We start from the raw sequence: 25,375 nt of genomic DNA, 5'->3' as shown, positions 1-25,375 counted from the left end.
TGTTTCACCGGGAACCTAGGGTCACGGCCGGCCAATCACAAGCCAATCACGGAAACCTCACGCCGGAACACGGGCGAAACACGCCAGATAATAGGCCGGTGAGCCCCGGTTTCTTTTTAAAACCGAACCTGACCAGATGAGGTCAGCGTTTTGTTCAGGAGCTAAAGGGAGACACAAATGCTGAACCGCCGATCCTTCTTTGCCGCCGCCGCTGCAACCACCGCCGCCGTGACCCTCACCGGTGCAACCGCTGCCATTGCCGGCGGCGCCAAAGGCCACTTTGAGGGCCGCTCGAACCACGTGACCTCAGGCGCGGTCAAAGTGGTCGAAGAAGGCGGCCGCTACATCGTCGAGCTGGGCGACGATTTCTCGCTGGACGGCGGCCCGGACCCGCGTGTCGCCCTGGGCAAGGACGGCAAGTATGACCCCGACACCAAACTGGGCGCCCTGCTCAGCCTGACCGGCAAGCAGCGTTATGCGGTGCCCGCCACCTGGGACATTTCCAAGCACAACGAGGTGTACATCTGGTGCGAGGTTGCGGGCGTGCCGCTGGGTGTTGCCAAGATTAAATAACCGGCCTGCCACTCACGCAACATGGCCAATGGGAGGGCTGGGCATCTGCTCAGCCCTCTTTCTTTGCCGGCCCTTAATGGGAGGGCGGCAGCCGGTGCAAGGGCAGCACCTGGGAAAGCGGTGCCAGCAGCGCAGCCCGGATCCGGCTCCAGAAGGCGCCCAGGGCGACCAGGAACACGCCAAGCGCCAGAATGGTGATCGCCGTGCCCTCGCCGTTGAACACGGTGCCCGCCAGGGTGACGCTATAACCGATGGCGGCAATCAGGAACGACCGCCGGTCGATGATGATCGCGATCAGCGCAAACAGAAGCAGCACCCCCAGCAGCAGCATGTGTGATCCGGAGCCGCCGGTGTCCAGCAAGCTCAGCGCGATGGTGTTGACCAGGGCCGGCGCGGCCACCACGTGCAGCCAGAACCCCTGCGCCGACCGCCGCGTCACCCGATGCGGGTCGCTGAGGTCAAAAGCCATCGCTACGGCAAAGACGGCAAAGCCGACGGCCAGGGTGATCCACGCAAAGGGCCCGCTGGCCGACAGCAGGAACAGTTCGCTGATCCCGGCCGGCGTGCCGCCCCGGATCGCAGCGGTCAGAAAGGCGAAGACAAAAACCCCCAGCGCAATCAGCGCCATCGCAAAGGGCACCCGGAAGCGCAGCCAGAACACTGCAATGGCAGCCGTGCTCAGCGCAAAGGGCAGTGGCAGGCTGGAAAAGTCGTTCTGCGCAATCATGAAGGGCTGCGAGAAATGTGCGGCAAAGCCGGTGCCTGCATTGCCGGCCCACAACAGCGACAGCGCAATCGCCGGCGCCACCATCCGGCGCCGGCGGATGAAATACTCCGACAGCAGCCACAGAACCACGGCGCCGGCAACGGCGGACCAGACCGCCTTTTGCTGATAGCCGCCAATGGATCCGGCCAGATCCACCGCGGTGAAGGCCATCCAACCGGAGGCCAGGATCAGCAGGCCGATGACAATGAAGATCTCGTTGAAGCCTTTGAACAGCTCAAAAGGCTCATCGCCCGGCGCCAGGTTCTCCCGCGCGCCGCGGCGGCTGTCCGCCAATGCCAGCAATGATGCCGCCTGCGCCTCGCTCAGCAGGCCGGAGCCAACTGCGGCCCGCAGATCGTCCTTGCCGATCTCAGCCACATCAACCCTCCTGGCCGATGGATTCGACGGTCAGATTGCCATTGGTATAGACGCAAATATCGGCGGCAATCGCCATTGCATCGCGGGCCACCGCTTCAGCAGACTTGTCGCTGTCCATCATGCCGCGCGCCGCAGCCAGGGCGAAATTGCCGCCCGAACCAATGGCCGCCACATCGTGCTCGGGCTCCAGCACGTCGCCGGCGCCAGTGATCACGAACATGTCCTTGCCGTCGGTGACGATCAGCATCGCCTCCAGCTTCTGCAGGTATTTGTCGGTGCGCCAGTCCTTGGCCAGCTCAACACTGGCTCGGGCCAGCTGGCCGGGGGTGGCCTCCAGCTTGGCCTCCAGCCGTTCCAGCAGCGTGAAGGCATCCGCGGTCGAGCCGGCAAAGCCTGCCACCACGTCAAAGCCGCCGGGCGACAGGCGGCGCACCTTGCGGGCGGTGCCCTTGATCACGGTCTGGCCCAGCGACACCTGTCCGTCGCCGGCGATGACCACCTCACCGCCCTTTTTCACACCGATGATGGTTGTGCCGTGCCAGCCGGGGAATTGATCGTCTGCCATTCATGCCTCCAAATTTCTGCCCTCTATATGGAACCATCACTTGCAGGGCACAAGGGATAGGATGCGCCAGGATCCGGCTGCATACGCTATGCAATACGTGCAGATCGGGGCTGAGATTCCAGCAATTGTGGGACTCAGGCCCTTATCCTACATGGGGCTCACAACCGGCACAGGGTCGGCTGTTTCTCAGAAGGACTAGCGCTATGACTACCGCAAACATCTACGCGCCGCTCGGAGCAGTCACCGTTCTCCGCGTGGTCGACGCACTGATCAACGTGAAAACTGCTCTCGTGGAATGGAACGAGACCCGCCAGACGCGCAACGCGCTGGACAAGCTGTCGGACGCCCAACTGGCAGACATCGGACTGGTTCGCGGCGACATTGCTTCGCTGTAATCAGTCGGCCAGTACCGAATTCAAAAGCCGCCCAGTTCCGGGCGGCTTTTTCTTTAATAGAGCCGCATTTCAGCTGCTGATCTTGTACTTCCCGGCCTGATCCGGCAGCCAGGCCTCGATCGCGGCAGTGGCAACCACATGGCGGCCGCCGGCGTCGGCATCCTCCACATCCAGACCGCCCTTCACTGCCCGCACGCTGGCCCGGCCCCGCGGCAGATCCTCAGCCACCAGATCGCAATCCACTGCCTCCGGCTGCTGCACGCCGATGGTCACCTCTACCCGCATCTCGCTGTGGTCGATGCCCAGCTTGGAAAACAGCGTGATCGAGGAGTGATGCAGCGCGTCCTGCACCGCGCGCCGGGCGGCCTTGGTGTAGTCCTGGCCATACAGATCATTGCCCATGCCCATTTCCAGGATGATGCGTTTTTCGCTCATTCCGCGGCCTCCATGTCAAAGGACACCACAACGGCAGCATTGGCGATCACCGTGCGCCCGCCGTGGGGTTTCTCGATGTTCAAACCGCCCTCGACAACCCGGATGCTGGGCCGGCCGTAGGGAAAGATCTCCATCAGCGCGTCCGTGTCCACTGCTTCCGGTTTCTGCACCCCGATCTCGGCGTCGATGATCATGTCTTCCTTCCGGAAATCAAACAGCTCCGCCATGCTGACGGAGTTGTGCCACAGCGCATCCTTGATCGCGCGGCGGGCGGCCTCAGTATAATCCTCGCGCCGGAGCGACGTGCCCATGCCGAATTCCACCAGTACCCGTGTCTTGGCCATAGTGCCTCCTGTACCTGTCTCAACGCGGACCGTCGCAGGGCGGCGGCGCAATGAAAAGAGCCAGTTTGCCGCCTGCAGCTACACCAGAGCGCAGGGCATGAAAAAGGGCCGCCCCAGCGGGGACAGCCCTCATGAAACCCTTCGAAAGGGATCCAGCTTAGATCGCGTCTTCGATCCAGCTCTGCAGCGCGGCCTTGGGTGCGGCACCGGCACGGTTCGAGATCACCTGGCCGTCCTTGAAGATGAACAGCGCCGGGATGCCGCGCACGCCCATGGCGGCGGCGGCGTTCGGGTTGCTGTCAACATCGACCTTGGCGATTTTCACCTTGCCGTCGAATTCCGCGGCCAGCTCTTCCAGAGCCGGGCCGATCTGTTTGCAGGGACCGCACCACTCGGCCCAGAAATCCACCACAACGGGGATATCGGAGTTCTTGACTTCGGCGTCAAAAGTGGCGTCGGTGACGGCAACGGTGGACATATGCATGTCTCCATAGAGTTATGTGGCAACTGGAGTTGGAACCTAGGTACGGCTTAACGGATCGTCAAGGTTCCATCCGACGCATCAGCGCCGCTGTCACGCGCTCGTGCGGCAGCGGCATCAGCATTGCAGTGCGGGTCCACAAAAGCGCGGTTTCAACGGTGCGGCCGGGAAAAATCTGTGCCAGCGCATGGGCATAGGCGCCCATCTGCCGCAGTAGGCCTTCGGGGCATTGCCCTTCTGTTTCAGGCACTGTGGCGTTGGATTTGAAATCCACCGCGACGATTTTCTCCGGAGTAACTATCAGCCGGTCGATGACGCCATGCAGACGGCTGCCGTGCAGGTCCGCAGTCACCGGCACCTCTGCCAGCGTCTCTGGCTGGAAGATGTGCGCAAGATCCGGATTCTTCAGCACCGCCGAGGCTTCGCTCAGCAGTTCTGCAGTGTCTTCGGCCCCCTGCAGCAGGTCCTGCGCCAGTTGCGGCCAGTCTGCCTCGGGCCGTCCCGGCAGATGCTCCAGCAGCAAGTGCAGCCGGCTGCCGCGGGCCTTGGCGGCGTCCTCATTCAGACCCTGATCACCAGGCAAAGCCTTGGCCCCGCCCAAGTCCGAGGGGCTCAGCGCCGGCGCCGGCGCTTCATAGGAGCGGGCAGACCGGGTGAAGACCTCTGGCAGGGTATGCATTGCGGCCTCATGAACCGGCGGCACTTCCAGCGGCAGCCCGTCCCAATCGCCATGCTGCAGGCGCAGGCCGCTGCCGCCCCCGGTCTCGCATTCGACTGCGCCGCCTTCCCGCATGGCGCCTTCAACCATGCGGTACCAGCTATCGCCGGCGTCTCCAGCATCGCCAGCCGCAGCCACGATCAGCCACTTTTCTGCCCGGGTTAGAGCCACATACAGGAGCCTGAGCCGCTCATTCTGCAACTTCTCCTGCGCTGCCTCGCGGGCTGCCAGCATGGCGGCGGGCATCTGCTCTTTCGGCACCTTCCAAACCGGACTTCCGCCCGCCAGCATGATCTCTGCATCTGTCGGCGGCCGCCGTTTGGCAGTGTCCGGCAGGATCACGATCGGCGCCTCCAGACCTTTGGAGCCATGCACCGACATCACCCGGATCATATCGCCGGCCGCGCCCATCTGGCGCTTGATTTCCAGGTCATCCGTCTGCATCCAGACCAGAAACCCGGTGAGGCTGGGCACATCCGTCCGCTCATAGGCCAGCGCCTGCGACAGCAGCGCATTGATGCCGTCTTCCGCTTCCGGCCCCAGTCGGCCCAGCAGTTTCTGGCGGCCGCCGTGGCGGGTCAGGATACGTTCGATCAGGTCAAAGGGGCGCAGGAAATCGGCATTGGCGCGCAGGTCGTTCAGCACCGCCATGGTTTCCGGGAACTCCCCTGCCCGCTCCCGCAGCGCCGGCCACAGGTACATGGCCTTCCGCCGGTGCGCGAGGTCGAACAGCGCCTGCTCCCTCCAACCGAAGAGCGGCGATTTCAGAGCCTCGGCCAGAGACAAAGAGTCTTCCGGCAGCGCCAGGAACCGCAGCAGCGCGGCAATGTCCTTCACCGCCAGTTCTGCCCCCACCTTCAGCCGGTCGGCGCCGGCGATGGGCAGTTCTGCCTTTTTGCAGGCGCGGATGATCTCCGAAAACAGATCCGAGCGCCGCTGCACCAGGATCAGGAAATCGCCGGCTGTCACGGGCCGGCGCCGGAAGGTGCCGCGCTCCGCGCCGTCCTCGGGGATCGTCACGCTGGTTTCAATCATCTCTTTGATCGACTGCGCGATGCGCTCCGCCAGGATCACCGTGTGGTGGTGGCTGCTGGGGCGGTCGACGGGACTGGTCCAATCGGGGTCCTCGTCATCCTCGACCTTCTCGACCACCGGCCACAGGTCCACCCGGCCCGGCAGATCGGATTTGAAGGCGCGGTGCAACGCCTCCCTGCGGAAACCTGCGCGGGGACTGTCCTTGAACACCAGGTCCACCAGTTTCAGGATCGCGGGGGAGGAGCGGAAGGAGAAATCCAGCGAGGCATCCTGCAGCCCTGCCCCGGTCTGTGCCAGCCGCTTGCCGAACTCCTGCTGCATCCGGTCGAATGCATCCGGATCGGCGCCCTGGAAGGAGTAAATCGACTGCTTCTTGTCTCCGACCACAAAAATGGTGCGCTCCACACCTGAACGCGCGCCCTCTCCGGCGGTAAACTCCTGCGCCAGCTTCTCGATCACGTCCCATTGCACCGGGCTGGTGTCCTGCGCCTCATCCACCAGGATATGGTCGATACCGCCGTCCAGCCGGTACAGAACCCAGGCTGCCACACCCGGGTCGTTCAGCAATTGCCGGGCCTTCAGGATCAGATCGTCAAAGTCGAGCCAGCCGCGCAACTGCTTGCGGCGCTCATACTCCGGCAGGAAGGCGGCTGCAAAGCGGTGCAGATCATGGCTCTTGCGCGCGGCGGTGAGACCAAGGCGCTTGGCACGGGCATCCTCCACCCGCAGCATCAGCGGCTCCAGCTGGTCCATCAGCGGCAGGTGGGATTCGCGCAGCTTCTTGGTGGGGAACTTGCCCAGTTTGGCCGTAAATGGCTCCTTGGCGCTCGCGCCAGTCAGAAAGACGCCTTCCAAAGTGCTCAGATCAGCAAGCGTGGGTTTGCTGATGCCCGCCAGCTTGGCGGCGGCCTTCTGATCCGTCGCACCGCCCTGCCCCAGCATGTCGCGGGTACGCTGCAGCAGCTCCTCTTCACCGCCAAGGAACACCAGCGCTTCCAGCGCGGCCTCATCAAAACCTTCGGGCAGCTCAAACAGTTCCAGCAGCCCGGTCCACTCCAGCGGCTCGCCGAAGTCGGCACGGCGCTGGCAGATGGCCGCGGTCAGGGTCTCAAAATCGCTATCTCTGACATGGCGCGCCAAGGCGTCAACCAGCGGGGCCTCTTCGCCTTGGGCAAAGTCTTCCATGATTTCGGCCCGCAGCAGCTGGCCCGCGCGGTCGTCCATTTCCGAGAACTGCGGGCTGACGCCGGCCTCCAACGGAAAGCGGCGCAAGAGCGACGAACAGAAAGAGTGAATAGTCTGGATCTTCAACCCGCCCGGGGTTTCAATCGCGCGCGCAAACAGAGTGCGGGCCTTCGCCAGATCCTCGGCAGCAGTGTTGACTTCGCCTAACTCGGTCAGGGCACCAATCAGCGCCGGATCACCCAGCATCGCCCATTCGCCCAGCCGTTTGAACAGCCGGTTCTGCATCTCGCTGGCTGCGGCCTTAGTATAGGTGAGGCAGAGGATATGCTGCGGCTGCACGCCTTTCAGCAACAGCCGCGCAACCCGGTCGGTCAGCACTTTGGTCTTGCCCGAGCCGGCATTGGCCGCCAGCCAGGTCGAGGCATCGGGGCGGGCAGCGCGGAACTGGGCCTCAGAGGCGGCGTCGCGGACGGTCATGCCAGATCCTCCGGCTGCGGCGTGGCGCTACGGTCCCATTCGCCGTAGCGTGCCAGGTGGTCATAGTCGCCGGCGATATCGTCGCGATGCACCATGCGCCGGCTCGAATAGCCTTGTTCAGGCTCGAAATAGGCTCCGATCAAGGTGCGCAATTCGTCCCAGACCTTGGCGGGCGGCTCTTCATCCAAGGGCGCGCGCACTTCCTTCATCTTGCTGCCCAATCCTATGAACAGCGCGCGGGCAACTTCGGCTGGGCCAAGATCCACAAAGGCGCCTTCTTCGGCCATCGCAGCTTCGATCAGCAGCTGCTTTTCGAATTTCTTCTGCTGCGCCTCCGAAGGCGGCGCGCCGGTCTTGTAGTCATAAAGATGCAGGAAACCGCGGTCGTCCATGTCGATCCGGTCGGCGCGGCAGGCGATGGTGAAATCCAGCGGATCCAGCCGGGCTCTGCCCTTGGCCTCATACGCAACCGGCCTGGCGCGGAATTGGCGTTCCTGCTCCGCCAGCACAAAGTCGCCGGCAATCTTGCGGATGCGGGTGTGCCACAGAATGCGGGCAACCGGCCAGGGCACATGGGTGTCCAGCAGCTGGCGGGTTTTGTTGATCAGGTGGTCGGCAGTCAGCAGAGAAGGATCGGCCTGGGCCTCCTTGATGAAATGCTCGAACACCTCATGCACCACGATGCCGCGCAGCAGGGCGTCAGGTTCCTGCACCAGCGGATTGAGGGGCTTTAGCCGCAATACATGCTTGGCATAGATCGCATAGGGGTCGCGGATCAGCCTCGGAATTTCGGTGATCGTCAGCCGGCGCGGGCGGCTTGCCACCGGCGGGCGTGGCGAGGGTCGCGGCATCTGCGGGATCGGCGTCGGTTCTTCCAATGCTTCGGTCCAGCCCAGCCATTGGCGGCCCTTGGCCCGCATGACATCCAACGCATCCCGGCCGTCTTGCTCCGGCAGGCCGGACAGCAGGTTGGTCAGCCGGTTCAGCCAGCGCGAGGGCACGGTATCGGCCTCTTCTGACCGCTCAGACCGGGTCAGCCAGACCTCCGGCGCGGCAATCGCCTGCTGAAAATCATGCGCCGACAGGCCGATGCGGCGTTCCGGCAGCAGCAACCCCGCCTGATTGCGCAGCTGGCGGTTCAACCAGGGATCAGGTGCCGCCACCTCGGGCCAGCTGCCCTCGTTCAACCCGCCAAGGATTACCAGATCGGCGCCCTGCACCCGCGCCTCCAGCGTGCCCCAGATCATGATCGAGCCATAGGGCGCATCGCGGTCGCGCACCTCGCCCTGGCTCAGCAAGGCGCCCAGCAAGTCGGCAAAGTCGCGGGCGGTCATCTCGCCGCCATAAGGCGCCTCGGCCTCCAGATTTTCGATGCAGGCAAGGGCAGCTTGGCCGGCTTTCTTGTCCCAAAGGGTGCCGGAGCCCTCAGCCTGGCTGCCCGCGGCAATGCGTTCGGCCAACTCGCGCAGACGCTCGACCCAATCGGTCAGGGGCAGGGTGCCGGCAATCTCTTGATCCGCAAAACAGGCTGACAGCCATGCGGTCCAGCCATGCGTCAGTTCACGGCCTTTCTCAAAACCGGCAAAGGCCGCGGCATCGGGGAAGGGCGGCCCATTGCGGCGCAGGGACAGCTCCAGCTCGCGGGTCTGGCGCAAGTGGTCGCCGCGGCCGGCGCCATCATGGGTCAGCGGGTGTTTAAGCAGTGTCAGCAGGCTGTCGCAGGCCAGCGGCTTGCAGAACAGCCCCGCAACATGGCGCAGGAAGCGGCCCGGCGGCGACAGCTGCAAGGGCTGGCCGGCCGAGTCATCAGGCAGGATATCCCAGCGGTCCAGCGCCGCCGAAACCTGGCGGGTCAGCATCCGGTCCGGGGTGATCAGCGCAGCGGTCTGGCCGTCCTCCGCCGACTGGCGCAAGCGCAGGGCAATGGCCAATGCCTCGGACCGGGGGGAGGGCGCCTCGATCAGCGTGACGTTCCCGGTGGCTGTGTCCAATCCGGTCAGCTGCGGGCCTTCGCTCATCCAGGCGTCGGTCACCGGGGCAGGGCGCAGGGCGAGGGACACGAGTTTATTCCGCTCCGGCGAAACCGGCGGAGTTTCAGTCCATGTCTGCACATCCGCCGGCGAAATCTCCAAGTCTTTCATCAGCTTGTGGAACCGGTATTGCGGATGGTCCTCCGAGATCATCGGATCATCCAGCCCGCTCCAAACACGCTCTGGCTGGTCAAAGTCGAAGCCCGGCAGCACCACCGCGCCTTGCGGCAGGCGGGCAATGGCCTGCATCAGCAGCAGCGTCGTCCCGCGCGAGCCGGTGGAGCCGGCCAGAATGACAGGGTGCTGCGGCGGGGTCTCCTGCCATTGCTCGATCAGGTTCAGCACCACTTGCCGCTGACGCGCCTGGGCATCCATCGCGCCCTCATGCAGGCCGGTGAATTCATCGGCGATGCCGATAAAGGCCTGCGCCCGCGCCCAATGGCCGGACATGTCGGAAACATCCAGATCGCGGATCGTATCCGTGCTGACGCCTTCGCCCTGCATCTCGTCGATTAGCGCCGCCAGGCTGTCGGACAGATCATAAAGCGAGGCGCGCGAAGCCAGATCGGGCTGCGCATCCAGCAGTTTCGCGATCAGCTGCGACAGCTCCAGCCGGCGCCGCAGCGGGGGCAGGGCGGGCGGCAGCCCCTCCAGCGTTGCGCGCTGGGCAAGATCCGTCAGCATCAGCATCCGCGGCAGCAGCATGGCGGGACCATCGTCGAACAGCGCCCGCACCCGCCGCGCCATGCGGGAGGTGTTGAGGATCAGCTCAGCCTTTGCCAGCGCCTCGGGCGGCTGGCCTTGGGCGCGGGCGCGCAGGCCTTCGACCAGCGCCCGCGGGAAATCGACGCCGCAGGGCACGGCAAAGACGCGCGGGGTGCTGGAGGGTTCAAACATCATCTGCGGCGATCAGCTCCTCAGCCAGTACAATCCCTTCGGGGTGGCCCACATCGCACCAGCGGCCGGGATATTCCAGCGCAAACAGTCGGCTGTCCGCTGCCATCCGGTTCCACAGCACATTCAGCGAGAACACCCGCTCCGCAACCTGATGCAACCCGTCTGTTTTCAGGATCTGCACCCCGCCATAAACCAGATTGCCGCCGCGGCTGATGCGGCCCTCGGCATCTGCCGAGAAATCGCCGCCGCCAGCGCGGCCCACGGCGCGTTCCAGCGGCACGCAGACCAGCAGCGCATCCATACGTTCAGGGTCCCAGGCCTCACGCGCCAGTTGCAGCGGGTTCGGGCCTTTCCAGATGGCATCGGTGTTCATGGTGAAAACCGGTCCGTCTCCAAGCAAGGGCAGGGCCTGGCGCAGCCCGCCGCCGGTGTCCAGAATTTCAGGCTGTTCGAGGCTGATCTGCACATCTTCAGGCTCTAACAATGCTTGCAGAGGCTCAGGCATGTAATGCAGATTCGCCGCGATCCGGGCCGGTTGGATCGCCTTGGCCAGCGCCAGCGCGTGACAGATCAGCGGCCGGCCGGCAACGTCGATCATCGGTTTTGGCTTGTCGCGGGTCAGCTCCCGCATCCGGGTGCCAAAACCCGCGGCGAACAGCATGACGGCATCGGGGGAGTGCTGCATCAGGGCCTCAGCTTATCCAGATTGCCCGGCGCTGGCGCAGGCAGGCTTTCACGCAAGAGGGTGGCCACCGGCGCCAGTGCCGGATGCTCCAGCCCGCGGATGAAATGGTCCCAAACACGCGGGATCAGGTCGACATAATGCGGCTTTCCATACTCCAGGCTCAGGCGGGCAAAGACGCCGAGAATACGCAGGTTCCGTTGTACGCCAAGAACGGTGTACGCACTGCGAAAGCCGGATTCTTCTACGCCGGAAGCTTCAATATAGCGGTTGATCATCTGCATCTCGATACCCGCCGGCACATCACGGCGGGCGTCCTGCAAAAGCGACACCAGATCATAGGACGGGTGGCCGGAACGCGCGTCCTGGAAATCCAGCAGGCCGACACGTGCAACCCCTTCCCGCTGTGGCAGCCACAGCAGATTTTCTGCGTGATAGTCCCGCTGGACCAGAACGGTGTCACCCTTGACGGTTTCGCGCAGGATATCTTCGAACAGGTTCTCGAACCGGGCCAGCAGATCCGGGTCGCTGCCGCCAAGAATTCCGGCGCGGTACTTTGACAAGGCCAGCCCGGCCATTTCTGCCATCAGCCGTGGACCATAGGGTTCCAGTTCCGGCATCGGCGCCCGGTGGAGCGCGGCAAGCGCGTCGGTTGCAGCTTCATAGAGCTCCCATTCCAATGCCGGCTCCCGGTTAACGACGCGGGCAAAAAGATCGTCGCCCAGATCCTCCAAGAGCAGAAACCCGTGTTCGCAATCCTGGGCCAGAACTTCAGGAGCACTGAGGCCTTGGGCACGCAGATATTCTGCAATGCGGACAAAGGGGCGCACATCCTCGCCCTTTTCCGGCGGCGCGTCCATCAGCACCACGGATTGCCCATCGGTATTAGTCAGCCGTTCGTAGCGCCGGTTAGACGCATCGCCTGCCAGCGGGCCGCGCTGCCAGTTGGCATAGGGTGTTCCCGCAAGGAAGTTTTCGCACAAGGAATTGCGGTTGGTCATATGCTGATGCGCTCCATCAGAGGCTGCCATTTTGGATCGCTCCAGTGAAGTGTCAGCTGGCGGCGGTCCTCGTGTTCCGGATCCAGGGCCAATGTCAAATGCAAGGCATGGGGCGGTGCAAGTTCCGCCAGCCTGTCCGGCCATTCAACAAGGCAGATTGCCGTTTCGAAAGCCTCGGTCAAACCCAATTCCTCCAGCTCATCCAAAGAAGACAGGCGGTAAAGATCTGTGTGCCAGATCTCTCCCGCCGGCAGATCATATGTCTGCACAAGCGTAAAAGTAGGAGAGGGCACGTCTTCGGGAACGTCCATCAGAGACTGGATCAGATGGCGGGCAAAATGGGTTTTGCCTGCACCTATAACCCCCTCCAGCAACAAGCAATCGCCGGGGCGCAGGGCTCCGGCGATATGCTCGGCCATGCGGGCCGTTTCATCGGGTGACTTAAGCGTGTAGACCGCATTTTTCAGTGTCATGGCGGTACAATGGCGCCGCCGCGGTGCTGCTGCAAGCGGGTTTCCTCATTCACCCTTGGCTGATGGCGGGGAAACGCTCCTGGCTTTCCGGAAGAGGGGCGGCTTGCGGTGAATGGAACCTGACCATTGTTGCACCGTTCTGAATGGCTGAGACCATGCAAACCAGCGGGGTTCCGTCCCGTCGCTGTACCTTGGACCACCAGGCTTCCCGCCCTTCGCCACCTGCGACAAAGTCGCGGATTTCTCCCCACACGGGCGTCGGCGCACAGGTGTCCTGCCAAACCCGGCTCGTGTCCATAATCGACACTTTAGCAAAGCTCGCATCGGGGTTCATTTGCCACATGGCATCATAGACACTGTTGGAGAAGGTCATGCTGCCATCGTTGGCAAAGACCGCAATCGCCTCGTCCATCTGGTCCATGATCGATTGGCCCATTTCCAGTTCGGACCGGAATTGCCGGGTCAGGGTGACTTCGGCGGTGATGTCTTCGAACAGGAACGCAATGGCGCCATCCGGATGCGGCCGGCCGGAAACCTTGTAGACCGAACCCGATGGCAGCGACCATGTTTCCTGGTAGCGGCCTTCGGCTGCGGCTTCCAGCAGGTCGGCCATCTGGTGGCGCCAGCTGGAGTAGCTTTTGGGTTCCGGCATCATCCGCTGGTCGCGCAGCCGGTCAAAGAAGGTCAGCAGGTTGGGCCGTGAGCTCAGGAAGTTCGCGGGCAGGGCGGTCAGGTCGATCAGCACCGGATTGAACAGCACCAGCTGGCGGTTGCGGTCGAAAATTGCCAGCCCGATTGACAGCTGGGCAAAAGTCTTGGCCAGGGTTTGCACAAAGTTGCGCTGGGCAACCTCGGCATCGACCACGGCATTCACGTCAACTGCGTGGCACAGCCAGCCGGCTTCCGTTTCAGTGGTCGAGACATTGTACCAAAGCTTCTTGCTGCTGTCGGGCAGCGGGATATTGATTCTCTCCGGCTTGCCGCTGGTCATCGGATCATGGAGATCGGTAAAAAGCGGCTCGGCAAAGTCGGCGCTGCGGCCGCGGATTTTCTGGCTGAGATCGTCATAGGCCAGGTTGGACCAGGTCACATCCCCCTCTTCGGATTGCAGCCACACCGGATAGGGCGCCTGGTGCACGGCAGCGCGCAGGGTGGTCAGTTCCTGGTCCAGGGATTTGTTCTGTTCTTCCAGCGTGCTGCGGCGCAGCTGTACCCGTGTGACGCCGTCAATCCATTCGCAATGTGCTTCCCGGCTTTCAGCAGAGGCGGTTCCGGACAGGACCAAGGGCCCGACATCCTTTAGGAAACCCGGTGATTGCGGCAGCCCGGGGTAGTTGCGTGCGAGCTGATCGCGCAACATGCCCCAATCAAAGTTTTCCGCCTGATCGCCAATGAATTTGCGGGCGCCGGAGGACCAGCCGATCAGGCTGGTGTCATCGAACAGGAAGACCGCGTCGGTGCGGCCGTCGCCTGCCAGCAAGTCGTGTTCAAGCCCCTGGCGGCGCGGGGAGGGAGACAGCCACCAGACCGCGGCAGCAGCCGTTGCAACGCAAAGCGCTGCCAGTACAAACCATTCGATCGAAGCGAAGTTCTGCATGTCGTCCTGCCTAGTTCAGCTCTCGTTTAGCCGTATGGTTCCCTAATAATGGTTAAATGAAGTTTAATTGGTTGCCCAAAAGTGAATAGTTAAATTTCTAAAGGTATATTTTTCCCGGTAACAGGCCCGCCGGCAGCGATTGCGTCGATTTTCGTCCGGGGCCAGGCAACTTCAACGATGGCGCCGCGCCTGTCGCCATAGGGGCTCAGGGTCTGGAAAGGGTCGGCGCCATTGGCGAATCTCAACTTGGCCCCGGTCCGCTCAAGCAATGTCTTGGCAATGAACAGGCCCAACCCCATCCCTTCGTATTCCGGCCGCTGCTTCTGCACGGTTTCCCCTTTGCGGCGGCGGACAAACGGGTCGCCGATACGGCCCAAAAGATGCGGAGGAAACCCCTGGCCGTCATCGCATATCCGCAGGATGATCCGGTCGTCGTTCCAGGCAGCATCAATCCACACGGTGGATTGCGCGAAATCCACCGCGTTCTGAACCAGATTGCGCAGTCCATGAATGATTTCCGGCTTGCGCATGACTGTCGGCTGCTGGAAATCTCCGCCCTCCAGCGGTTCTTCATGGTACAGAACTGCTTTGCCGCGGTTCATATGCGGCTCTGCGGCTTCCGTCACAAGCGTTGAAAACGGAGCTTGCCTCAGATGCAGGTCATCATTTCCAGCCCGCCCCATTCCGCGCAGGATATCGCGGCACCGGTCGGCCTGTTCGCGGATCAGGGCGGCGTCTTCGCGCAGGTCGGGGCGGTCGTCCAGCTCCTCGATCAGCTCTGCGCTGGTCAGCTTGATGGTGGCCAGCGGCGTGCCCAGCTCATGCGCCGCCGCGGCAACCACGCCGCCCAGGTCCGTCAGTTTCTGCTCCCGCGAAAGCGCAAGCTGGGTGGCACTCAGCGCGTCCGACATGGACCGCATTTCATTGCTGACACGAAAAGAATAGGCACCGATGAAAAGGATCGCGATAACAATGGCGATCCAGTTGCCGAAGATGAAGACATCCGGGATCCGCAGAATGAACCCTTGTTCCGTGCGCAGCGGAAGGTGAAATTCTGCCATCAGGGTAACAAGGATGATCGCAGTGGCGCCGATGATCAGGGTGGAGCGCAGCCCCATCACCGCTGCAGAGATCGTAACCGGCCCCAGCACCAGCAATGCAAACGGGTTGTTCAGCCCGCCCGTAAGATACAGCAGAAAGGCCAGTTGCAGCAGGTCGAACAGAACCATCAGGAAGTTTTCGAACTCCGTCAGGCGCTTGTTTTCCGGAAAAGCAAAGACGGCAATCAGATTGCCGGCGGCAGAAATGCCGATAGCCAGGTAGCACAGGCCCAGTTCCAGCTGCAGGTTAAACCGGTGCTGCGCAACAGCGATCGCTGTCACCTGGCCGGCTATGGCGACCCAGCGCAATAAGATCAGGGTCCGCAGCCGGATCCAGTGGCTGTGTTCCTGACCGCCTGCTGGTCTGAAAAAACGATCGCTCATGGGGTCCAGTGCTCCCGCAGATGTGACGCCGTGCGCCAGTTGCATCGGCTGTATTTCTTGATAGGTCTGGCGCCGCAAACGATCAACAACCCTTCCTTGATGAAAAGTGTGATCCCATGACCCGCGTTTATGCTCTTTTTGCTGCCGCTTTTGTTGCTGCCCTGGTGGGCGGTGCCTGGTTCCTGACGCAGGGAGGCAACGGGGGCGACAAATTCGCACAGTGCCGCAGCAGCCAGATCGCCGGCGGCGCCGACACCATCGGCGGCCCGTTCGAACTGGTCAACGCCAAAGGTGAAACCGTTACCGACAAAGACGTGATCACCGAGCCGTCAATCGTCTATTTCGGCTATACCTTTTGCCCCGATGTCTGCCCGATGGATTCGGCCCGCAACGCCGATGCCGTCGATGTTCTGGCAGAGCGCGGCATCAGCGTGACCCCGGTGTTCATTTCCATCGACCCGGAGCGCGATACCCCTGAAGCTGTTGGTGATTATGCCGAAAACCTGCATGAAAAGATGATCGGCCTGACCGGTTCATTGGACCAGGTGAGGGCGGCCAGCAAGGCCTACAAAACCTATTTCAAAAAGAACGAGGGGGACGAGGATTACTATCTGGTCGATCATTCCACCTTCTCTTACCTTGTGCTGCCGGAAGACGGGTTTGTGGAATTCTTCCGCCGTGACGAAACCGCCGAACAGATGGCGGACAAAGCTGCCTGTTTCATCGGGAAAACTTGAGGCGGGATAGCTGTTTGACCTTTCCCCTTGCCCGGACATATTCTTGCGTGAACTGAAAAACTTCGCGGAGGACCGGGCATGGCCGAAACTGCTCTGCAGGACATTGGACCCGACAAAACGCTGCTGCTGGTCGATGACGACGAGCCGTTTCTGCGGCGTCTTGCCAAGGCAATGGAGAAGCGCGGATTCGAGGTGGAAACCGCAGGGTCCGTTGCGGCAGGCAGTGCCATAGCCACGGCACGGCCGCCGGCTTATGCGGTAGTCGACCTGCGGCTGGAGGATGGCAATGGCCTGGACGTGGTCGAGGTGCTGCGCGAGAAGCGCCCTGACAGCCGGGTGGTGGTTCTGACAGGCTATGGCGCCATTGCCACCGCAGTGGCCGCGGTCAAGATCGGGGCAACCGACTATCTGTCCAAGCCGGCTGATGCCACCGACATCATGAATGCGCTGCTCACCAGCGGCGATGAGCTGCCGCCGCCGCCGGAAAACCCGATGAGCGCTGACCGGGTGCGCTGGGAACACATCCAGCGTATCTATGAGCTTTGCGACCGCAATGTCTCGGAAACTGCCCGGCGGCTGAACATGCACCGCCGCACCCTGCAGCGGATCCTGGCCAAGCGCAGCCCGCGCTGAACCTTCCACTTCAGACACGGGGCTCTGCCCCTCAACGTAGGGTGTTGCGCAGCCTGCGTACGCTGGTCTCACGGGATCTTAAGCGGCCTGCGGCATAGTCCCAGTCGATCGCGGTCACTGCCGGGCCTGACACCCCCGGCAACTTGGAACTGGGCCCTTTGGCACGGGCACGCACAGACGACGTTTCGCGTGCGGGAGCAACCCTCCCGTCCCGCCTCCGCCCCTTGGCGGCGCCGCCATACTTACCTTGCTATCCATTATACGCAGGACAGGCAGCAGAGTAACGATTGGAACCACCGGCATGGCAGCGGCCATAGCTGGGTGAAACCCGTTGCCGGCTACATCCGCTGCAACAGGGCCTGGTGCCGGGCAATGAAATCCTGCCGCACTTCGACCGGCGGGCGCAGGCGGATGTGCAGCCCCTCGGCAATCTCTGCTTTCGGGCGGCCGAAGAACTTGCTGGCTTCTGCCTCTGAAAACCCTGCAATCTGCACCGCCTCCATCCAGGCGCTGATTTTGTCCGCCCGCTTGATCTGCGCCTTGACGGTCTTGGGCAGGGCGGCAGGCAGCCCGAACCGCAGATGGATGGCAGCGGTCAGCCGCTGATCCAGATCGCCGTATCCCGGACCCACGGCCGCCTTGACCGGGGAAATCATATCTCCGATCACATATTCCGGTGCGTCGTGCAGCAGCGCGGCCAGCCGCCATTTGACCGGCGCCTTGGGCTGCATCCGGCTGAAAATGTCCTCAACCAGCAGCGAATGCTCAGCCACGGAATAGGCAAAGTCCCCCATCGTCTGGCCGTTCCAGCGCGCCACAAAGGCCAGCCCATGGGCGATGTCTTCGATCTCGATGTCTACGGGCGTCGGGTCCAGAAGATCGAGGCGGCGCCCCGATAGCATTCTCTGCCAGGCGCGGACGGTTTTGGCGGGCATGACGGTGCATCCTGTCACTGCAATACGCTTTTTGACTACCTGCTGAGGCAATGCCGGGCAATGCCTGCCGGCACTTTGCAAACACGGATGAAAACGGGGTGTTTATGTTCCGTGAGTTTGAAATAGAGCGCTTCAGACCCAATATTATAGGTACACAAGGGGCACCGCCCCCTCTCTGCGGCAACCCCCTTCTGCGACGTGACACGCAACAGAAAGGAGTTTGTCATGTTCAAGCGTCTACTTGGCCTTTCCCTGCTTTTCGGCATGGCTGCAACAGCGCCGCCTGCCCTGGCTGCAAGCTGCGGCGACCGTGAGGTCATGACCCAGAAACTGGAAAGCGGATATTCCGAACGGCTGACCGCCGGCGGACTTCAGAAAAGCCGCCCAGAGGCCACAGTGATTGAAGTTTGGTCTTCAGATGAAACCGGTACTTTCACCGTTTTGGTTACACATGCAAACGGAATCAGCTGCGTTGTGGCAACCGGTTCCTCCTTCTTCCACATAGCGGAAAAAACGCCGGATCCGGGCACGCCAAGCTGACTTTGGCAGCCTGACAGGCTCCCCCCAACAGCCTGACCACCGTTAAAAAGCCAGAGCCGCCGGCTCCGGTTGCGGGTATCTTCGTTGAATATCAACAATTGCAGTGTTAGGCCCTGCTGCAAGTGTACTCGTAACCGGAATGGAGCAGACTATGGCCGGGGATTATATCGTCAAAGACATCGCGCTGGCCGGGTTTGGCCGCAAAGAGCTGGACATCGCCGAAACCGAAATGCCGGGCCTGATGGCGCTGCGCGAAGAATACGGTGAAAGCAAGCCGCTGAAAGGCGCCCGCATTGTCGGCTCGCTGCACATGACCATCCAGACTGCGGTTCTGATCGAAACGCTGGTGGCGCTGGGCGCCGATGTGCGCTGGGCGTCCTGCAACATCTTCTCGACCCAGGACCACGCCGCCGCGGCCATCGCCGAGGCCGGCATTCCGGTCTTTGCGATCAAGGGCCAGACCCTGGAAGAGCATTGGGACTACCTGGACAAATCCTTCATGTTCCCTGAAGGCGCCAACCTGATCCTGGATGATGGCGGCGACGCCACCCTCTATGTGCTGCTGGGTGCGCGCGCCGAAGCGGGCGAGGACATCATCCCGGCGCCGCAGTCCGAGGAAGAAGCCGTCATCAAGGCGCAAATCTTCAAGCGCATGGAGGCATCGCCCGGCTGGTTCACCAAGACCCGCGACGCGATCCAGGGTGTCTCGGAAGAAACCACCACCGGCGTGCACCGCCTGTATGAACTGCAGAAAAACGGCCAGCTGCCGTTCCCGGCGATCAACGTCAATGACTCGGTCACCAAGTCCAAGTTCGACAACAAATACGGCTGCAAGGAATCGCTGGTCGACGGCATCCGCCGCGCCACCGACACCATGCTGGCCGGCAAGGTCGCCGTGGTTTGCGGCTATGGCGACGTGGGCAAAGGCTCCGCCGCCTCCCTGCGCGGTGCTGGCGCCCGGGTGAAAGTGACTGAGGCCGACCCGATCTGCGCCCTGCAGGCCGCCATGGACGGTTTCGAGGTTACCCTGCTGGAAGACGAAGTCGCCACCGCCGACGTGTTCATCACCACCACCGGCAACAAGGACGTGATCCGCATCGAGCATATGCGCGAGATGAAGGATATGGCGATCGTCGGCAACATCGGCCACTTCGACAACGAAATCCAGGTCGCGGCGCTGAAGAACCACAAGTGGACCAACATCAAGGACCAGGTGGATATGATCGAGATGCCCTCGGGCAGCCGCATCATCCTGCTGTCCGAAGGCCGTCTGCTGAACCTCGGCAACGCCACCGGCCACCCGTCCTTCGTGATGTCGGCCTCCTTCACCAACCAGGTGCTGGCCCAGATCGAACTGTGGACCCGCGGCGACAACTACGAAAACGACGTCTACATCCTGCCCAAGCACCTGGACGAGAAAGTCGCCCGTCTGCACCTGGGCCGCATCGGCGTTAAACTGACCCAGCTGAGCGCCGAACAGGCCGCCTATATCGGCGTCAAGCCCGAAGGCCCCTTCAAGCCGGAGCACTACCGCTACTAAGCGGTTTCGCTTTTGAAAAGTCAGCGCCGCTGGAGCAATCCGGCGGCGCTTTTCTTTTGATAGGCAGGGTTTCGGCAACTGGCTCCGTTAGAGTATCGCGGTGAGCGTCTGCCCGGGTGGGCGCGAACGCGCCCGCCGTTTTGCCGGAGGCAAACCTTCGGTTTGACGGGCGGGCAGGCGCGTGCCCGCCGCTGACGCGACGGGCGGGTGACTTCCCTTTTGCGAGGTGTGTACCGGCCCGGCAGGCTCAACCCGGGTTCGGCATATGGCTGCCGCGGCCTTCGGGTGTCAGGTCGTACAGGCTCCACAGCGGCCACAGCGCGTCTATGTGGCGCGGCTGCCAGGGGCTGGGCTCAAAGAACATCTCAGACCCCCAGAAATGCCGGATGGCATCCCTGGAGCGGGTGAAGACATGCAGCATCGGCAGCTGCGCGCCCCCCTCATTCTCGGCCAGGTAATCCTGCTGATAACTGGTTCCTGCCGCAGAAAACAGTGGCAGCGCCTGCCAGCCCAATTCCTCCTGCAACGCAGCCAGGCGCTCAGGCGCAGACTGGGCGACCACTGCAAATCCCATCCGTTCCTGCACATGGGCTACCTGTCCGCGCCAGCCATCCAGGAAGGCGGAACACATCGGGCAGGCGGCCTTGGCCTCCGGGCCGTACATCAGCGAATAGATGGCAAGGGTGCTGTGTTCACCAAACAGCTCCCGCATGGGCACCTTCGCCCCGCTGGTGCTGCGAAAGCTGTAGTCCTGCGCAACCAGTCCGCCTTCCGGCAGGGCCCGGCGCAGGGCCGCGACCTCTTCGGTTTGCGCCCGCAGCGCAAGCTCGGCCTTCAACAGGTTATTGCGGGCAGCCCGGTAGGCGGCGCTTTCATTAGGGAGGTTTACAGGCATGGATCACCTTTCCTGGCTGGTGAACATCTATTTAACAATAGTGTTAAATAATAGGCCGCCCTGTCAAGTGCCGGGGCCGCCGCAGGTAAGCGGTTCCCATTTGTCTTGCATTGTCCGGGTTATTGTTTTGCGGAATCGGGGCGGGACAGCCTATACCTGATGTCACGGTCAGGACGGCCAAGACACAGATTTTCATACGCGTGTGGTGGATATGGGCACGCGGGGTGGAAGGGAAGGTCTTGTTTGTCCGCAAGACCTTCCCTTTTTCAATTCAGACGCCGCAGGCTCAGAACAGCCCCAGCACAGCCCCAGCTGCAGCACAGGCCAGCGTCGCATATCCGCCGTCAATCAGCGTCAGCTTGACCGGCCGCATCCCGTACATGTTGTTCAGCGCGATCCAGGGGCTGATGAAGAACAGCCCGACACCGGCGCCGCCCACCAGGCCCGCACCAAGGGACTCGATGCCTGACAGGGTGAACACATGGCGCATCATGCCAGCGACGATCAGCTGCAGCACAAAGGCCATGGCAAAAACCGCCGGGCTCTGCCCGCCCTTCGGCTTGCCGTCCTCATCGCATTCCACACCCGAGGCCTCAACCCAGGGCTTGGCCAAGGCACCGTAATAGACCGCGCCCAGCACAAATGCTGCCGCCGCCGCTGCAATCACACTGACAAGTTCCACAATGCTCTCCCTGATTGTTCTGCCTGTGGAGAGCAGAGTGGCAGATCAGCCGGGGTCTGTCTCCCCCAGCGCGCAGATGGCGGCCCATTCCGCCTCGCTCACCGGCTGCACCGACAGGCGGGAGTTCTTGACCAGCACCATCTCCTCCAGCCTCGGGTCCGTCTTGATCTGATCAAGGGAGACAGGCTTGGCAAAGGGCCGCACCGCCTTGATGTCGACGCATTCCCAGCGCGCGTCTTCAGTGGTGCTGTCGGGGTGTGCTGTGGCGCAGACCTCGACAATGCCGACCACGGATTTCTCTTTCTGCGAATGATAAAAGAACCCGCGCTCGCCGATTTTCATCTCGCGCATGAAATTGCGCGCTTGGTAGTTGCGCACGCCGTCCCATTCCTCACCATCTTCGCCTTTGGAGACCTGGTTATCCCAGCTCCAGGTGGAGGGTTCGGATTTGAACAGCCAGTAACGCATCAGCCGATGACCTTTTTCCAGGTGATCAGTTCGACAGCTTCAAACAGGCCCGCCTTGTTGTAGGGGTCGTTGTCCGCCCAGGCCTGGCCGGCTGCCATGTCTTCGACGTCCAGAATAACCAGAGAGCCGGCCATATTGCCATCCTGATCCAAGAGCGGGCCGGCCTGCGCCACAACACCGGTGTCGTTGATATAGGCCAGATGTGCGTCGCGGTTATCGAGACGGGTCTGCAGGGCACCGGGTTTGTCGCGGGCAATCAATGCGATGAGCATTTTATTCCTCTTTTAATGGTCTTTTAAGCAAATGTGCCGCTGCCTCGCTGATCGTCAAGCGCTGATCGAGCAAATTGGTTACCGTGAGCGTGATCGGCATGTCCAATCCCATCCGCTGGGCCTGTGCCGCCACGGCCCGCGCAGTGGCGGCACCTTCCACCGTGATGCTGGAATCAAACTCCTCGCCGCGGCCGATGGACAGGCCCAGACGGTAGTTGCGCGACAGATCCGAACTGCAAGTGAGCGTCAGGTCGCCAAAGCCGGACAGACCCGCCAGCGTTTCTGTCTTGGCGCCGCAGGCCAGCGCCATGCGCTGCATCTCGGCGTAGCCGCGGGTCATTAGCGCTGCGCGGGCACTGTCGCCAAGGCCCGCACCGATGACCGCGCCGCAGGCAATCGCCATGACGTTCTTCAGGGCGCCGCCAGTCTCGGCACCTATGGTGTCCGTGGTGCGGTAAAGACGCAGGTTCGCCGTGGTCAGCTGCTCCTGCAGCGCCTTGCACCGCTCTGCATTATTGCAGGCAAGGGTCAGTGCGGTGGGCAGGCCGCGGGCAATATCGGCGGCAAAGCTTGGGCCGGTCAGCAGGGCGGCGCTTGCATCTGGCAGGACTTCCTGAATGACCGCAACCGGGCCCAGGCCGGAGTCCAGCTCGATCCCTTTGCAGCAGGCAACCAGTGTCTTGCCGGTGAAGAGATCACGATGCGCTTCCAGCACCCCGCGCAGTGTCTGCATCGGCACCGCAAGCAGCAGCACGTCAGACGCACAGGCTTGCGAAATATCCGCGGTTACGGTCAGGTTCTCCGGCAGTGCCACACCGGGCAGGCGGGTGCCGTTGCGGCGGCTGTCCTGCATCGACTGCGCCTTCATGGGGTTACGCGCCCACAAGGTCACCGGCCCGTTGCCAGCCAGTGAAATCGCCAAAGCGGTGCCGAAGGCGCCCGATCCCAGAACGGAAATACTCATGCCTTGGCTCCCTTGCGGCCGGATCCGATCAGTGCCGGGCTGCTTTGGTCCAGCGGCCAGCGCGGGCGGGCGGTCAGGTCCAGCCCGTCGCGTGCGCCCGCCTTGAACCGTTCAAGGCCCGCGTAGGCGATCATCGCCGCATTATCCGTGCACAGCCGCAGCGGCGGCGCCGTGAAGGCCGCGCCGGCCTCGGCGCAAACAGTCTCTAACGTAGTGCGAATGGCGGTATTTGCCGCCACACCGCCAGCCACGGCAACAGTTGGCTGTGCAGGCTGCTCTTCCAGATACAGGCGGATTGCGCGGCGGGTTTTCTCTGCCAGCGTGTCCACCACTGCGGCCTGGAACCCGGCACACAGATCGGCGCGGTCCTGACGCGTCAGCCCGCCTTTCTCGGCCACGATCTGATCCCGCATCCGCATCAGCGCGGTCTTCAGGCCGGAGAATGACAGGTTGCAATCCGGCCGGTCCAGCAGCGGCCGCGGGAAGCGGAAGCGTTTGGGGTCGCCCGCTTCCGCTTCAGCCTGCACCGAAGGGCCGCCGGGCTGCGGCAGGCCCAACAGGCGCGCGGTTTTGTCAAACGCCTCGCCCGGCGCGTCGTCGATGGTACCGCCGAGGCGGGTGAAATCCTCCGGCCCGCGCACCAGCAGGTATTGGCAATGCCCGCCAGAGACCAGCAGCATCAGGTAGGGGTAAGCGATGCCATCGGTCAGCCGCGGCGTCAGCGCATGGCCCGCCAGATGGTTCACGCCCACCAGCGGCAGGCCGGTGGCGGCGGCGATCCCCTTGGCGCACATCACGCCCGACATCACGCCGCCGATCAGGCCGGGGCCGGCCGTCACCGCAACCGCATCCATGTCCTTCAGTGTCAGCCCGGCCTCGGCCAGCGCATCGCGCACGCAGAGGTCCAGCTTCTCGGCATGGGCGCGGGCTGCGATCTCGGGCACCACGCCGCCAAAGGCGCTGTGCAGCTCGGTCTGGCCGAACACGATCGAGGACAGAACCTCAGGCTGCGCGCCCTCAGCCTGCCGCATTACGGCGGCGGCGGTGTCGTCGCAGCTGCTTTCCAGCCCCAGAATGGTCAGGGTCTTAGTCATGGCCTTACCGTTGCATCGAATTGCCGCCGGGGCTACCACCTAAGCTGCCTGCAAACAATCCCGGGAGCCCTGCGATGGTGCCATTGCTGATGACACGCCCGCTGGACGCGGCCAAGCGGTTCGCGGCCGGGCTGCCTGCTGATGCGCGCGCCGGGCTGCAGGTTGTCCATGCACCGCTGATTGAGATCCGGCCTGCGGGCACCCCGGTCCAATTAGATGGTGCGAAGGGGGTCATCTTCACCTCTGCAAACGGGGTGGAGACCGCTTCACGTGAAACCACCGCCCGCCTGCCTGCCTATTGCGTGGGAGAACGCACTGCGCAGGCCGCTATGGAAACGGGCTGGACGGCGTCCTGCGCAGGCATATGCGCGGATGAGCTGGTTGCAGCCCTTTTGCAGCAGCGCCCTGAAGGACCGTTGCTGCACCTGCGGGGTGCGCACGCACGGGGAAACATTGCACAGAGGCTTGAGGATGCGGGGCTGCCGTGCCGGGAGCAGGTGGTCTATGATCAAGTGCTGTTGCCGCTGACGGAGGAGGCCCAAGCTGTTCTTTCTGCGCAAAAGGATGTGATCGTGCCGCTTTTCTCTCCCAGAACTGCGCGCCATTTTGCCAATCTGTGCGGGGATGGGGCGAATTTGCATCTGATTGCGCTGAGCCCAGCGGTGGCGGAGCCATTGAAAGGCTTGAATTGCAAGACGTTGCGCGTAAGTAGGGCTCCGGATGCCAAGGCAATGGGCGAAGCCGTCCTTGATGCCGCAGCGCAGCTGTCCCGGCTTGAGGGCGGGGATCGCGCAGAGTAGTGTCCAGCGTGTTCGCGAGAATGTATTTTTTAGGAATCGAGGGGGGAGGCCGGCGTGGCTGACAAGAAAAATCCGGAAGACGTGATTGAGCCCGGCCCCGGCGAGACCCAGCCGGTTGAAGAAGTTGTGGAGACTTCGGAACAGGACGTGAGCGCGGAAACTGCCGGCGCGGCGGTTGACGCGGCTGACGAAACAGAATCCCCGGTTTCCGAGACCGAGACCGAGACCGAGACCGAGACCGAGACCGAGACCGAGACCGAGACCGAGACCGAGACCGAGACCGAGACCGAGACCGAGAC

At 62.7% G+C, this 25,375-nt stretch carries 26 protein-coding genes and 1 pseudogene; 8 read left to right on the top strand and 19 right to left on the bottom strand.

What is annotated here, in order from left to right:
* The first annotated feature begins 177 nt into the window (after positions 1-177).
* A complete protein-coding gene (locus ACXAHG_RS06900) occupies positions 178-573 on the top strand; it encodes a DM13 domain-containing protein (RefSeq protein WP_475040109.1) in 396 nt (131 codons plus the stop codon).
* Between the two features lie 73 nt (positions 574-646).
* On the opposite strand, the gene ACXAHG_RS06895 is transcribed toward ACXAHG_RS06900, so the two are convergent.
* Positions 647-1,717 carry a hypothetical protein gene (locus tag ACXAHG_RS06895; protein WP_475056536.1) on the bottom strand — a complete coding sequence of 357 codons (1,071 nt, stop codon included), beginning with the start codon at positions 1,715-1,717 and terminating at the stop codon, positions 647-649.
* Position 1,718: 1 nt separating this feature from the next.
* Complete coding sequence (gene hslV, locus ACXAHG_RS06890) at positions 1,719-2,282, bottom strand: ATP-dependent protease subunit HslV (RefSeq protein WP_475056534.1); 564 nt, start codon at positions 2,280-2,282, stop codon at positions 1,719-1,721.
* Between the two features lie 203 nt (positions 2,283-2,485).
* Between hslV and ACXAHG_RS06885 the strand changes: the two genes are divergently transcribed.
* Positions 2,486-2,677: a DUF1127 domain-containing protein gene (locus tag ACXAHG_RS06885; RefSeq protein ID WP_475056533.1), complete on the top strand. Its 192-nt coding sequence runs from the start codon at positions 2,486-2,488 to the stop codon at positions 2,675-2,677.
* A gap of 69 nt (positions 2,678-2,746) precedes the next feature.
* Here ACXAHG_RS06885 and ACXAHG_RS06880 read toward each other — a convergent pair whose 3' ends face one another.
* From ACXAHG_RS06880 to regB, 10 genes are all read right to left on the bottom strand, one after another.
* Positions 2,747-3,112 carry a Lin0512 family protein gene (locus tag ACXAHG_RS06880; protein WP_475056532.1) on the bottom strand — a complete coding sequence of 122 codons (366 nt, stop codon included), beginning with the start codon at positions 3,110-3,112 and terminating at the stop codon, positions 2,747-2,749.
* Positions 3,109-3,456, bottom strand: coding sequence for a Lin0512 family protein (locus tag ACXAHG_RS06875; RefSeq protein WP_475056531.1), 348 nt, complete (start codon positions 3,454-3,456; stop codon positions 3,109-3,111). Before ACXAHG_RS06875 ends, ACXAHG_RS06880 begins: the two co-directional genes overlap by 4 nt.
* Positions 3,457-3,613: 157 nt before the next feature.
* Entirely contained in the window at positions 3,614-3,934 is a 321-nt protein-coding gene (gene trxA, locus ACXAHG_RS06870; protein WP_475056529.1) for a thioredoxin, read from the bottom strand.
* Positions 3,935-3,998: 64 nt separating this feature from the next.
* Positions 3,999-7,352 (bottom strand): double-strand break repair helicase AddA, encoded by a 3,354-nt coding sequence (gene addA, locus ACXAHG_RS06865; RefSeq protein ID WP_475056528.1) that lies wholly within the window; start codon positions 7,350-7,352, stop codon positions 3,999-4,001.
* Positions 7,349-10,282 carry a double-strand break repair protein AddB gene (addB, locus tag ACXAHG_RS06860; RefSeq protein ID WP_475056527.1) on the bottom strand — a complete coding sequence of 978 codons (2,934 nt, stop codon included), beginning with the start codon at positions 10,280-10,282 and terminating at the stop codon, positions 7,349-7,351. Before addB ends, addA begins: the two co-directional genes overlap by 4 nt.
* Entirely contained in the window at positions 10,272-10,964 is a 693-nt protein-coding gene (locus ACXAHG_RS06855; RefSeq protein ID WP_475056525.1) for a nucleotidyltransferase family protein, read from the bottom strand. The genes addB and ACXAHG_RS06855 overlap by 11 nt, the downstream gene beginning before the upstream one ends.
* Entirely contained in the window at positions 10,964-11,962 is a 999-nt protein-coding gene (locus tag ACXAHG_RS06850) for an aminoglycoside phosphotransferase family protein (protein ID WP_475056524.1), read from the bottom strand. Before ACXAHG_RS06850 ends, ACXAHG_RS06855 begins: the two co-directional genes overlap by 1 nt.
* A complete protein-coding gene (tsaE, locus tag ACXAHG_RS06845; RefSeq protein ID WP_475056522.1) occupies positions 11,959-12,435 on the bottom strand; it encodes a tRNA (adenosine(37)-N6)-threonylcarbamoyltransferase complex ATPase subunit type 1 TsaE in 477 nt (158 codons plus the stop codon). Before tsaE ends, ACXAHG_RS06850 begins: the two co-directional genes overlap by 4 nt.
* Positions 12,436-12,484: 49 nt before the next feature.
* Entirely contained in the window at positions 12,485-14,032 is a 1,548-nt protein-coding gene (locus ACXAHG_RS06840) for a PAS-domain containing protein (protein WP_475056521.1), read from the bottom strand.
* Positions 14,033-14,121: 89 nt separating this feature from the next.
* Positions 14,122-15,516 carry a sensor histidine kinase RegB gene (gene regB, locus ACXAHG_RS06835; protein WP_475040097.1) on the bottom strand — a complete coding sequence of 465 codons (1,395 nt, stop codon included), beginning with the start codon at positions 15,514-15,516 and terminating at the stop codon, positions 14,122-14,124.
* Between the two features lie 116 nt (positions 15,517-15,632).
* Here regB and ACXAHG_RS06830 point away from each other — a divergent pair, with 116 nt between their 5' ends.
* Both ACXAHG_RS06830 and ACXAHG_RS06825 read left to right on the top strand, forming a co-directional pair.
* Positions 15,633-16,253: an SCO family protein gene (locus ACXAHG_RS06830; protein ID WP_475040096.1), complete on the top strand. Its 621-nt coding sequence runs from the start codon at positions 15,633-15,635 to the stop codon at positions 16,251-16,253.
* Between the two features lie 78 nt (positions 16,254-16,331).
* On the top strand, positions 16,332-16,886 hold the full coding sequence (locus ACXAHG_RS06825; RefSeq protein ID WP_475056520.1) for an ActR/PrrA/RegA family redox response regulator transcription factor: 555 nt from the start codon (positions 16,332-16,334) through the stop codon (positions 16,884-16,886).
* Positions 16,887-17,224: 338 nt separating this feature from the next.
* On the opposite strand, the gene ACXAHG_RS06820 is transcribed toward ACXAHG_RS06825, so the two are convergent.
* Positions 17,225-17,821: an HD domain-containing protein gene (locus tag ACXAHG_RS06820; RefSeq protein WP_475056518.1), complete on the bottom strand. Its 597-nt coding sequence runs from the start codon at positions 17,819-17,821 to the stop codon at positions 17,225-17,227.
* 225 nt (positions 17,822-18,046) lie between these two features.
* Between ACXAHG_RS06820 and ACXAHG_RS06815 the strand changes: the two genes are divergently transcribed.
* Positions 18,047-18,361 (top strand): hypothetical protein, encoded by a 315-nt coding sequence (locus ACXAHG_RS06815; RefSeq protein ID WP_475040094.1) that lies wholly within the window; start codon positions 18,047-18,049, stop codon positions 18,359-18,361.
* 151 nt (positions 18,362-18,512) lie between these two features.
* Entirely contained in the window at positions 18,513-19,901 is a 1,389-nt protein-coding gene (gene ahcY / locus ACXAHG_RS06810; protein ID WP_475056645.1) for an adenosylhomocysteinase, read from the top strand.
* Between the two features lie 247 nt (positions 19,902-20,148).
* On the opposite strand, the gene ACXAHG_RS06805 is transcribed toward ahcY, so the two are convergent.
* From ACXAHG_RS06805 to tsaD, 6 genes are all read right to left on the bottom strand, one after another.
* Positions 20,149-20,796, bottom strand: coding sequence for a DUF899 family protein (locus ACXAHG_RS06805; protein WP_475056517.1), 648 nt, complete (start codon positions 20,794-20,796; stop codon positions 20,149-20,151).
* Between the two features lie 286 nt (positions 20,797-21,082).
* Positions 21,083-21,478 carry a DUF1761 domain-containing protein gene (locus tag ACXAHG_RS06800; protein WP_475056516.1) on the bottom strand — a complete coding sequence of 132 codons (396 nt, stop codon included), beginning with the start codon at positions 21,476-21,478 and terminating at the stop codon, positions 21,083-21,085.
* Between the two features lie 45 nt (positions 21,479-21,523).
* A complete protein-coding gene (locus tag ACXAHG_RS06795) occupies positions 21,524-21,946 on the bottom strand; it encodes an EVE domain-containing protein (protein WP_475056515.1) in 423 nt (140 codons plus the stop codon).
* Positions 21,946-22,218, bottom strand: a complete 273-nt coding sequence (locus tag ACXAHG_RS06790) for a YciI family protein (RefSeq protein WP_039126373.1) — start codon at positions 22,216-22,218, stop codon at positions 21,946-21,948. The genes ACXAHG_RS06795 and ACXAHG_RS06790 overlap by 1 nt, the downstream gene beginning before the upstream one ends.
* Position 22,219: 1 nt before the next feature.
* The gene (locus tag ACXAHG_RS06785; protein WP_475056514.1) at positions 22,220-23,182 is read right to left on the bottom strand and encodes an NAD(P)H-dependent glycerol-3-phosphate dehydrogenase; all 963 of its coding nucleotides are present in this window, start codon (positions 23,180-23,182) and stop codon (positions 22,220-22,222) included.
* Positions 23,179-24,276, bottom strand: a complete 1,098-nt coding sequence (gene tsaD, locus ACXAHG_RS06780; protein ID WP_475056512.1) for a tRNA (adenosine(37)-N6)-threonylcarbamoyltransferase complex transferase subunit TsaD — start codon at positions 24,274-24,276, stop codon at positions 23,179-23,181. The genes ACXAHG_RS06785 and tsaD overlap by 4 nt, the downstream gene beginning before the upstream one ends.
* 89 nt (positions 24,277-24,365) lie before the next feature.
* Here tsaD and ACXAHG_RS06775 point away from each other — a divergent pair, with 89 nt between their 5' ends.
* A complete protein-coding gene (locus tag ACXAHG_RS06775) occupies positions 24,366-25,076 on the top strand; it encodes a uroporphyrinogen-III synthase (protein ID WP_475056644.1) in 711 nt (236 codons plus the stop codon).
* A 54-nt stretch (positions 25,077-25,130) separates the two neighbouring features.
* Positions 25,131-25,375 (top strand): annotated as a pseudogene (locus tag ACXAHG_RS06770) (hypothetical protein); the annotation flags it as partial.

Source organism: Leisingera sp. ABD4_442 (assembly GCF_056160905.1).
Note: the sequence above shows the minus strand (reverse complement) of the source record. Positions and strands in the feature narration are given on the sequence as shown.

Bases quoted from the DNA above. Each gene is read 5' to 3' on its own strand.
- ACXAHG_RS06900 (WP_475040109.1), top strand. From the start codon at position 178: ATGCTGAACCGCCGATCCTTCTTTGCCGCCGCCGCTGCAACCACCGCC.
- hslV (WP_475056534.1), bottom strand. From the start codon at position 2,282: ATGGCAGACGATCAATTCCCCGGCTGGCACGGCACAACCATCATCGGT.
- ACXAHG_RS06885 (WP_475056533.1), top strand. From the start codon at position 2,486: ATGACTACCGCAAACATCTACGCGCCGCTCGGAGCAGTCACCGTTCTC.
- ACXAHG_RS06880 (WP_475056532.1), bottom strand. From the start codon at position 3,112: ATGAGCGAAAAACGCATCATCCTGGAAATGGGCATGGGCAATGATCTG.
- ACXAHG_RS06875 (WP_475056531.1), bottom strand. From the start codon at position 3,456: ATGGCCAAGACACGGGTACTGGTGGAATTCGGCATGGGCACGTCGCTC.
- trxA (WP_475056529.1), bottom strand. From the start codon at position 3,934: ATGTCCACCGTTGCCGTCACCGACGCCACTTTTGACGCCGAAGTCAAG.
- addA (WP_475056528.1), bottom strand. From the start codon at position 7,352: ATGACCGTCCGCGACGCCGCCTCTGAGGCCCAGTTCCGCGCTGCCCGC.
- addB (WP_475056527.1), bottom strand. From the start codon at position 10,282: ATGATGTTTGAACCCTCCAGCACCCCGCGCGTCTTTGCCGTGCCCTGC.
- ACXAHG_RS06855 (WP_475056525.1), bottom strand. From the start codon at position 10,964: ATGCAGCACTCCCCCGATGCCGTCATGCTGTTCGCCGCGGGTTTTGGC.
- ACXAHG_RS06850 (WP_475056524.1), bottom strand. From the start codon at position 11,962: ATGACCAACCGCAATTCCTTGTGCGAAAACTTCCTTGCGGGAACACCC.
- tsaE (WP_475056522.1), bottom strand. From the start codon at position 12,435: ATGACACTGAAAAATGCGGTCTACACGCTTAAGTCACCCGATGAAACG.
- ACXAHG_RS06840 (WP_475056521.1), bottom strand. From the start codon at position 14,032: ATGCAGAACTTCGCTTCGATCGAATGGTTTGTACTGGCAGCGCTTTGC.
- regB (WP_475040097.1), bottom strand. From the start codon at position 15,516: ATGAGCGATCGTTTTTTCAGACCAGCAGGCGGTCAGGAACACAGCCAC.
- ACXAHG_RS06830 (WP_475040096.1), top strand. From the start codon at position 15,633: ATGACCCGCGTTTATGCTCTTTTTGCTGCCGCTTTTGTTGCTGCCCTG.
- ACXAHG_RS06825 (WP_475056520.1), top strand. From the start codon at position 16,332: ATGGCCGAAACTGCTCTGCAGGACATTGGACCCGACAAAACGCTGCTG.
- ACXAHG_RS06820 (WP_475056518.1), bottom strand. From the start codon at position 17,821: ATGCCCGCCAAAACCGTCCGCGCCTGGCAGAGAATGCTATCGGGGCGC.
- ACXAHG_RS06815 (WP_475040094.1), top strand. From the start codon at position 18,047: ATGTTCAAGCGTCTACTTGGCCTTTCCCTGCTTTTCGGCATGGCTGCA.
- ahcY (WP_475056645.1), top strand. From the start codon at position 18,513: ATGGCCGGGGATTATATCGTCAAAGACATCGCGCTGGCCGGGTTTGGC.
- ACXAHG_RS06805 (WP_475056517.1), bottom strand. From the start codon at position 20,796: ATGCCTGTAAACCTCCCTAATGAAAGCGCCGCCTACCGGGCTGCCCGC.
- ACXAHG_RS06795 (WP_475056515.1), bottom strand. From the start codon at position 21,946: ATGCGTTACTGGCTGTTCAAATCCGAACCCTCCACCTGGAGCTGGGAT.
- ACXAHG_RS06790 (WP_039126373.1), bottom strand. From the start codon at position 22,218: ATGCTCATCGCATTGATTGCCCGCGACAAACCCGGTGCCCTGCAGACC.
- ACXAHG_RS06785 (WP_475056514.1), bottom strand. From the start codon at position 23,182: ATGAGTATTTCCGTTCTGGGATCGGGCGCCTTCGGCACCGCTTTGGCG.
- tsaD (WP_475056512.1), bottom strand. From the start codon at position 24,276: ATGACTAAGACCCTGACCATTCTGGGGCTGGAAAGCAGCTGCGACGAC.
- ACXAHG_RS06775 (WP_475056644.1), top strand. From the start codon at position 24,366: ATGACACGCCCGCTGGACGCGGCCAAGCGGTTCGCGGCCGGGCTGCCT.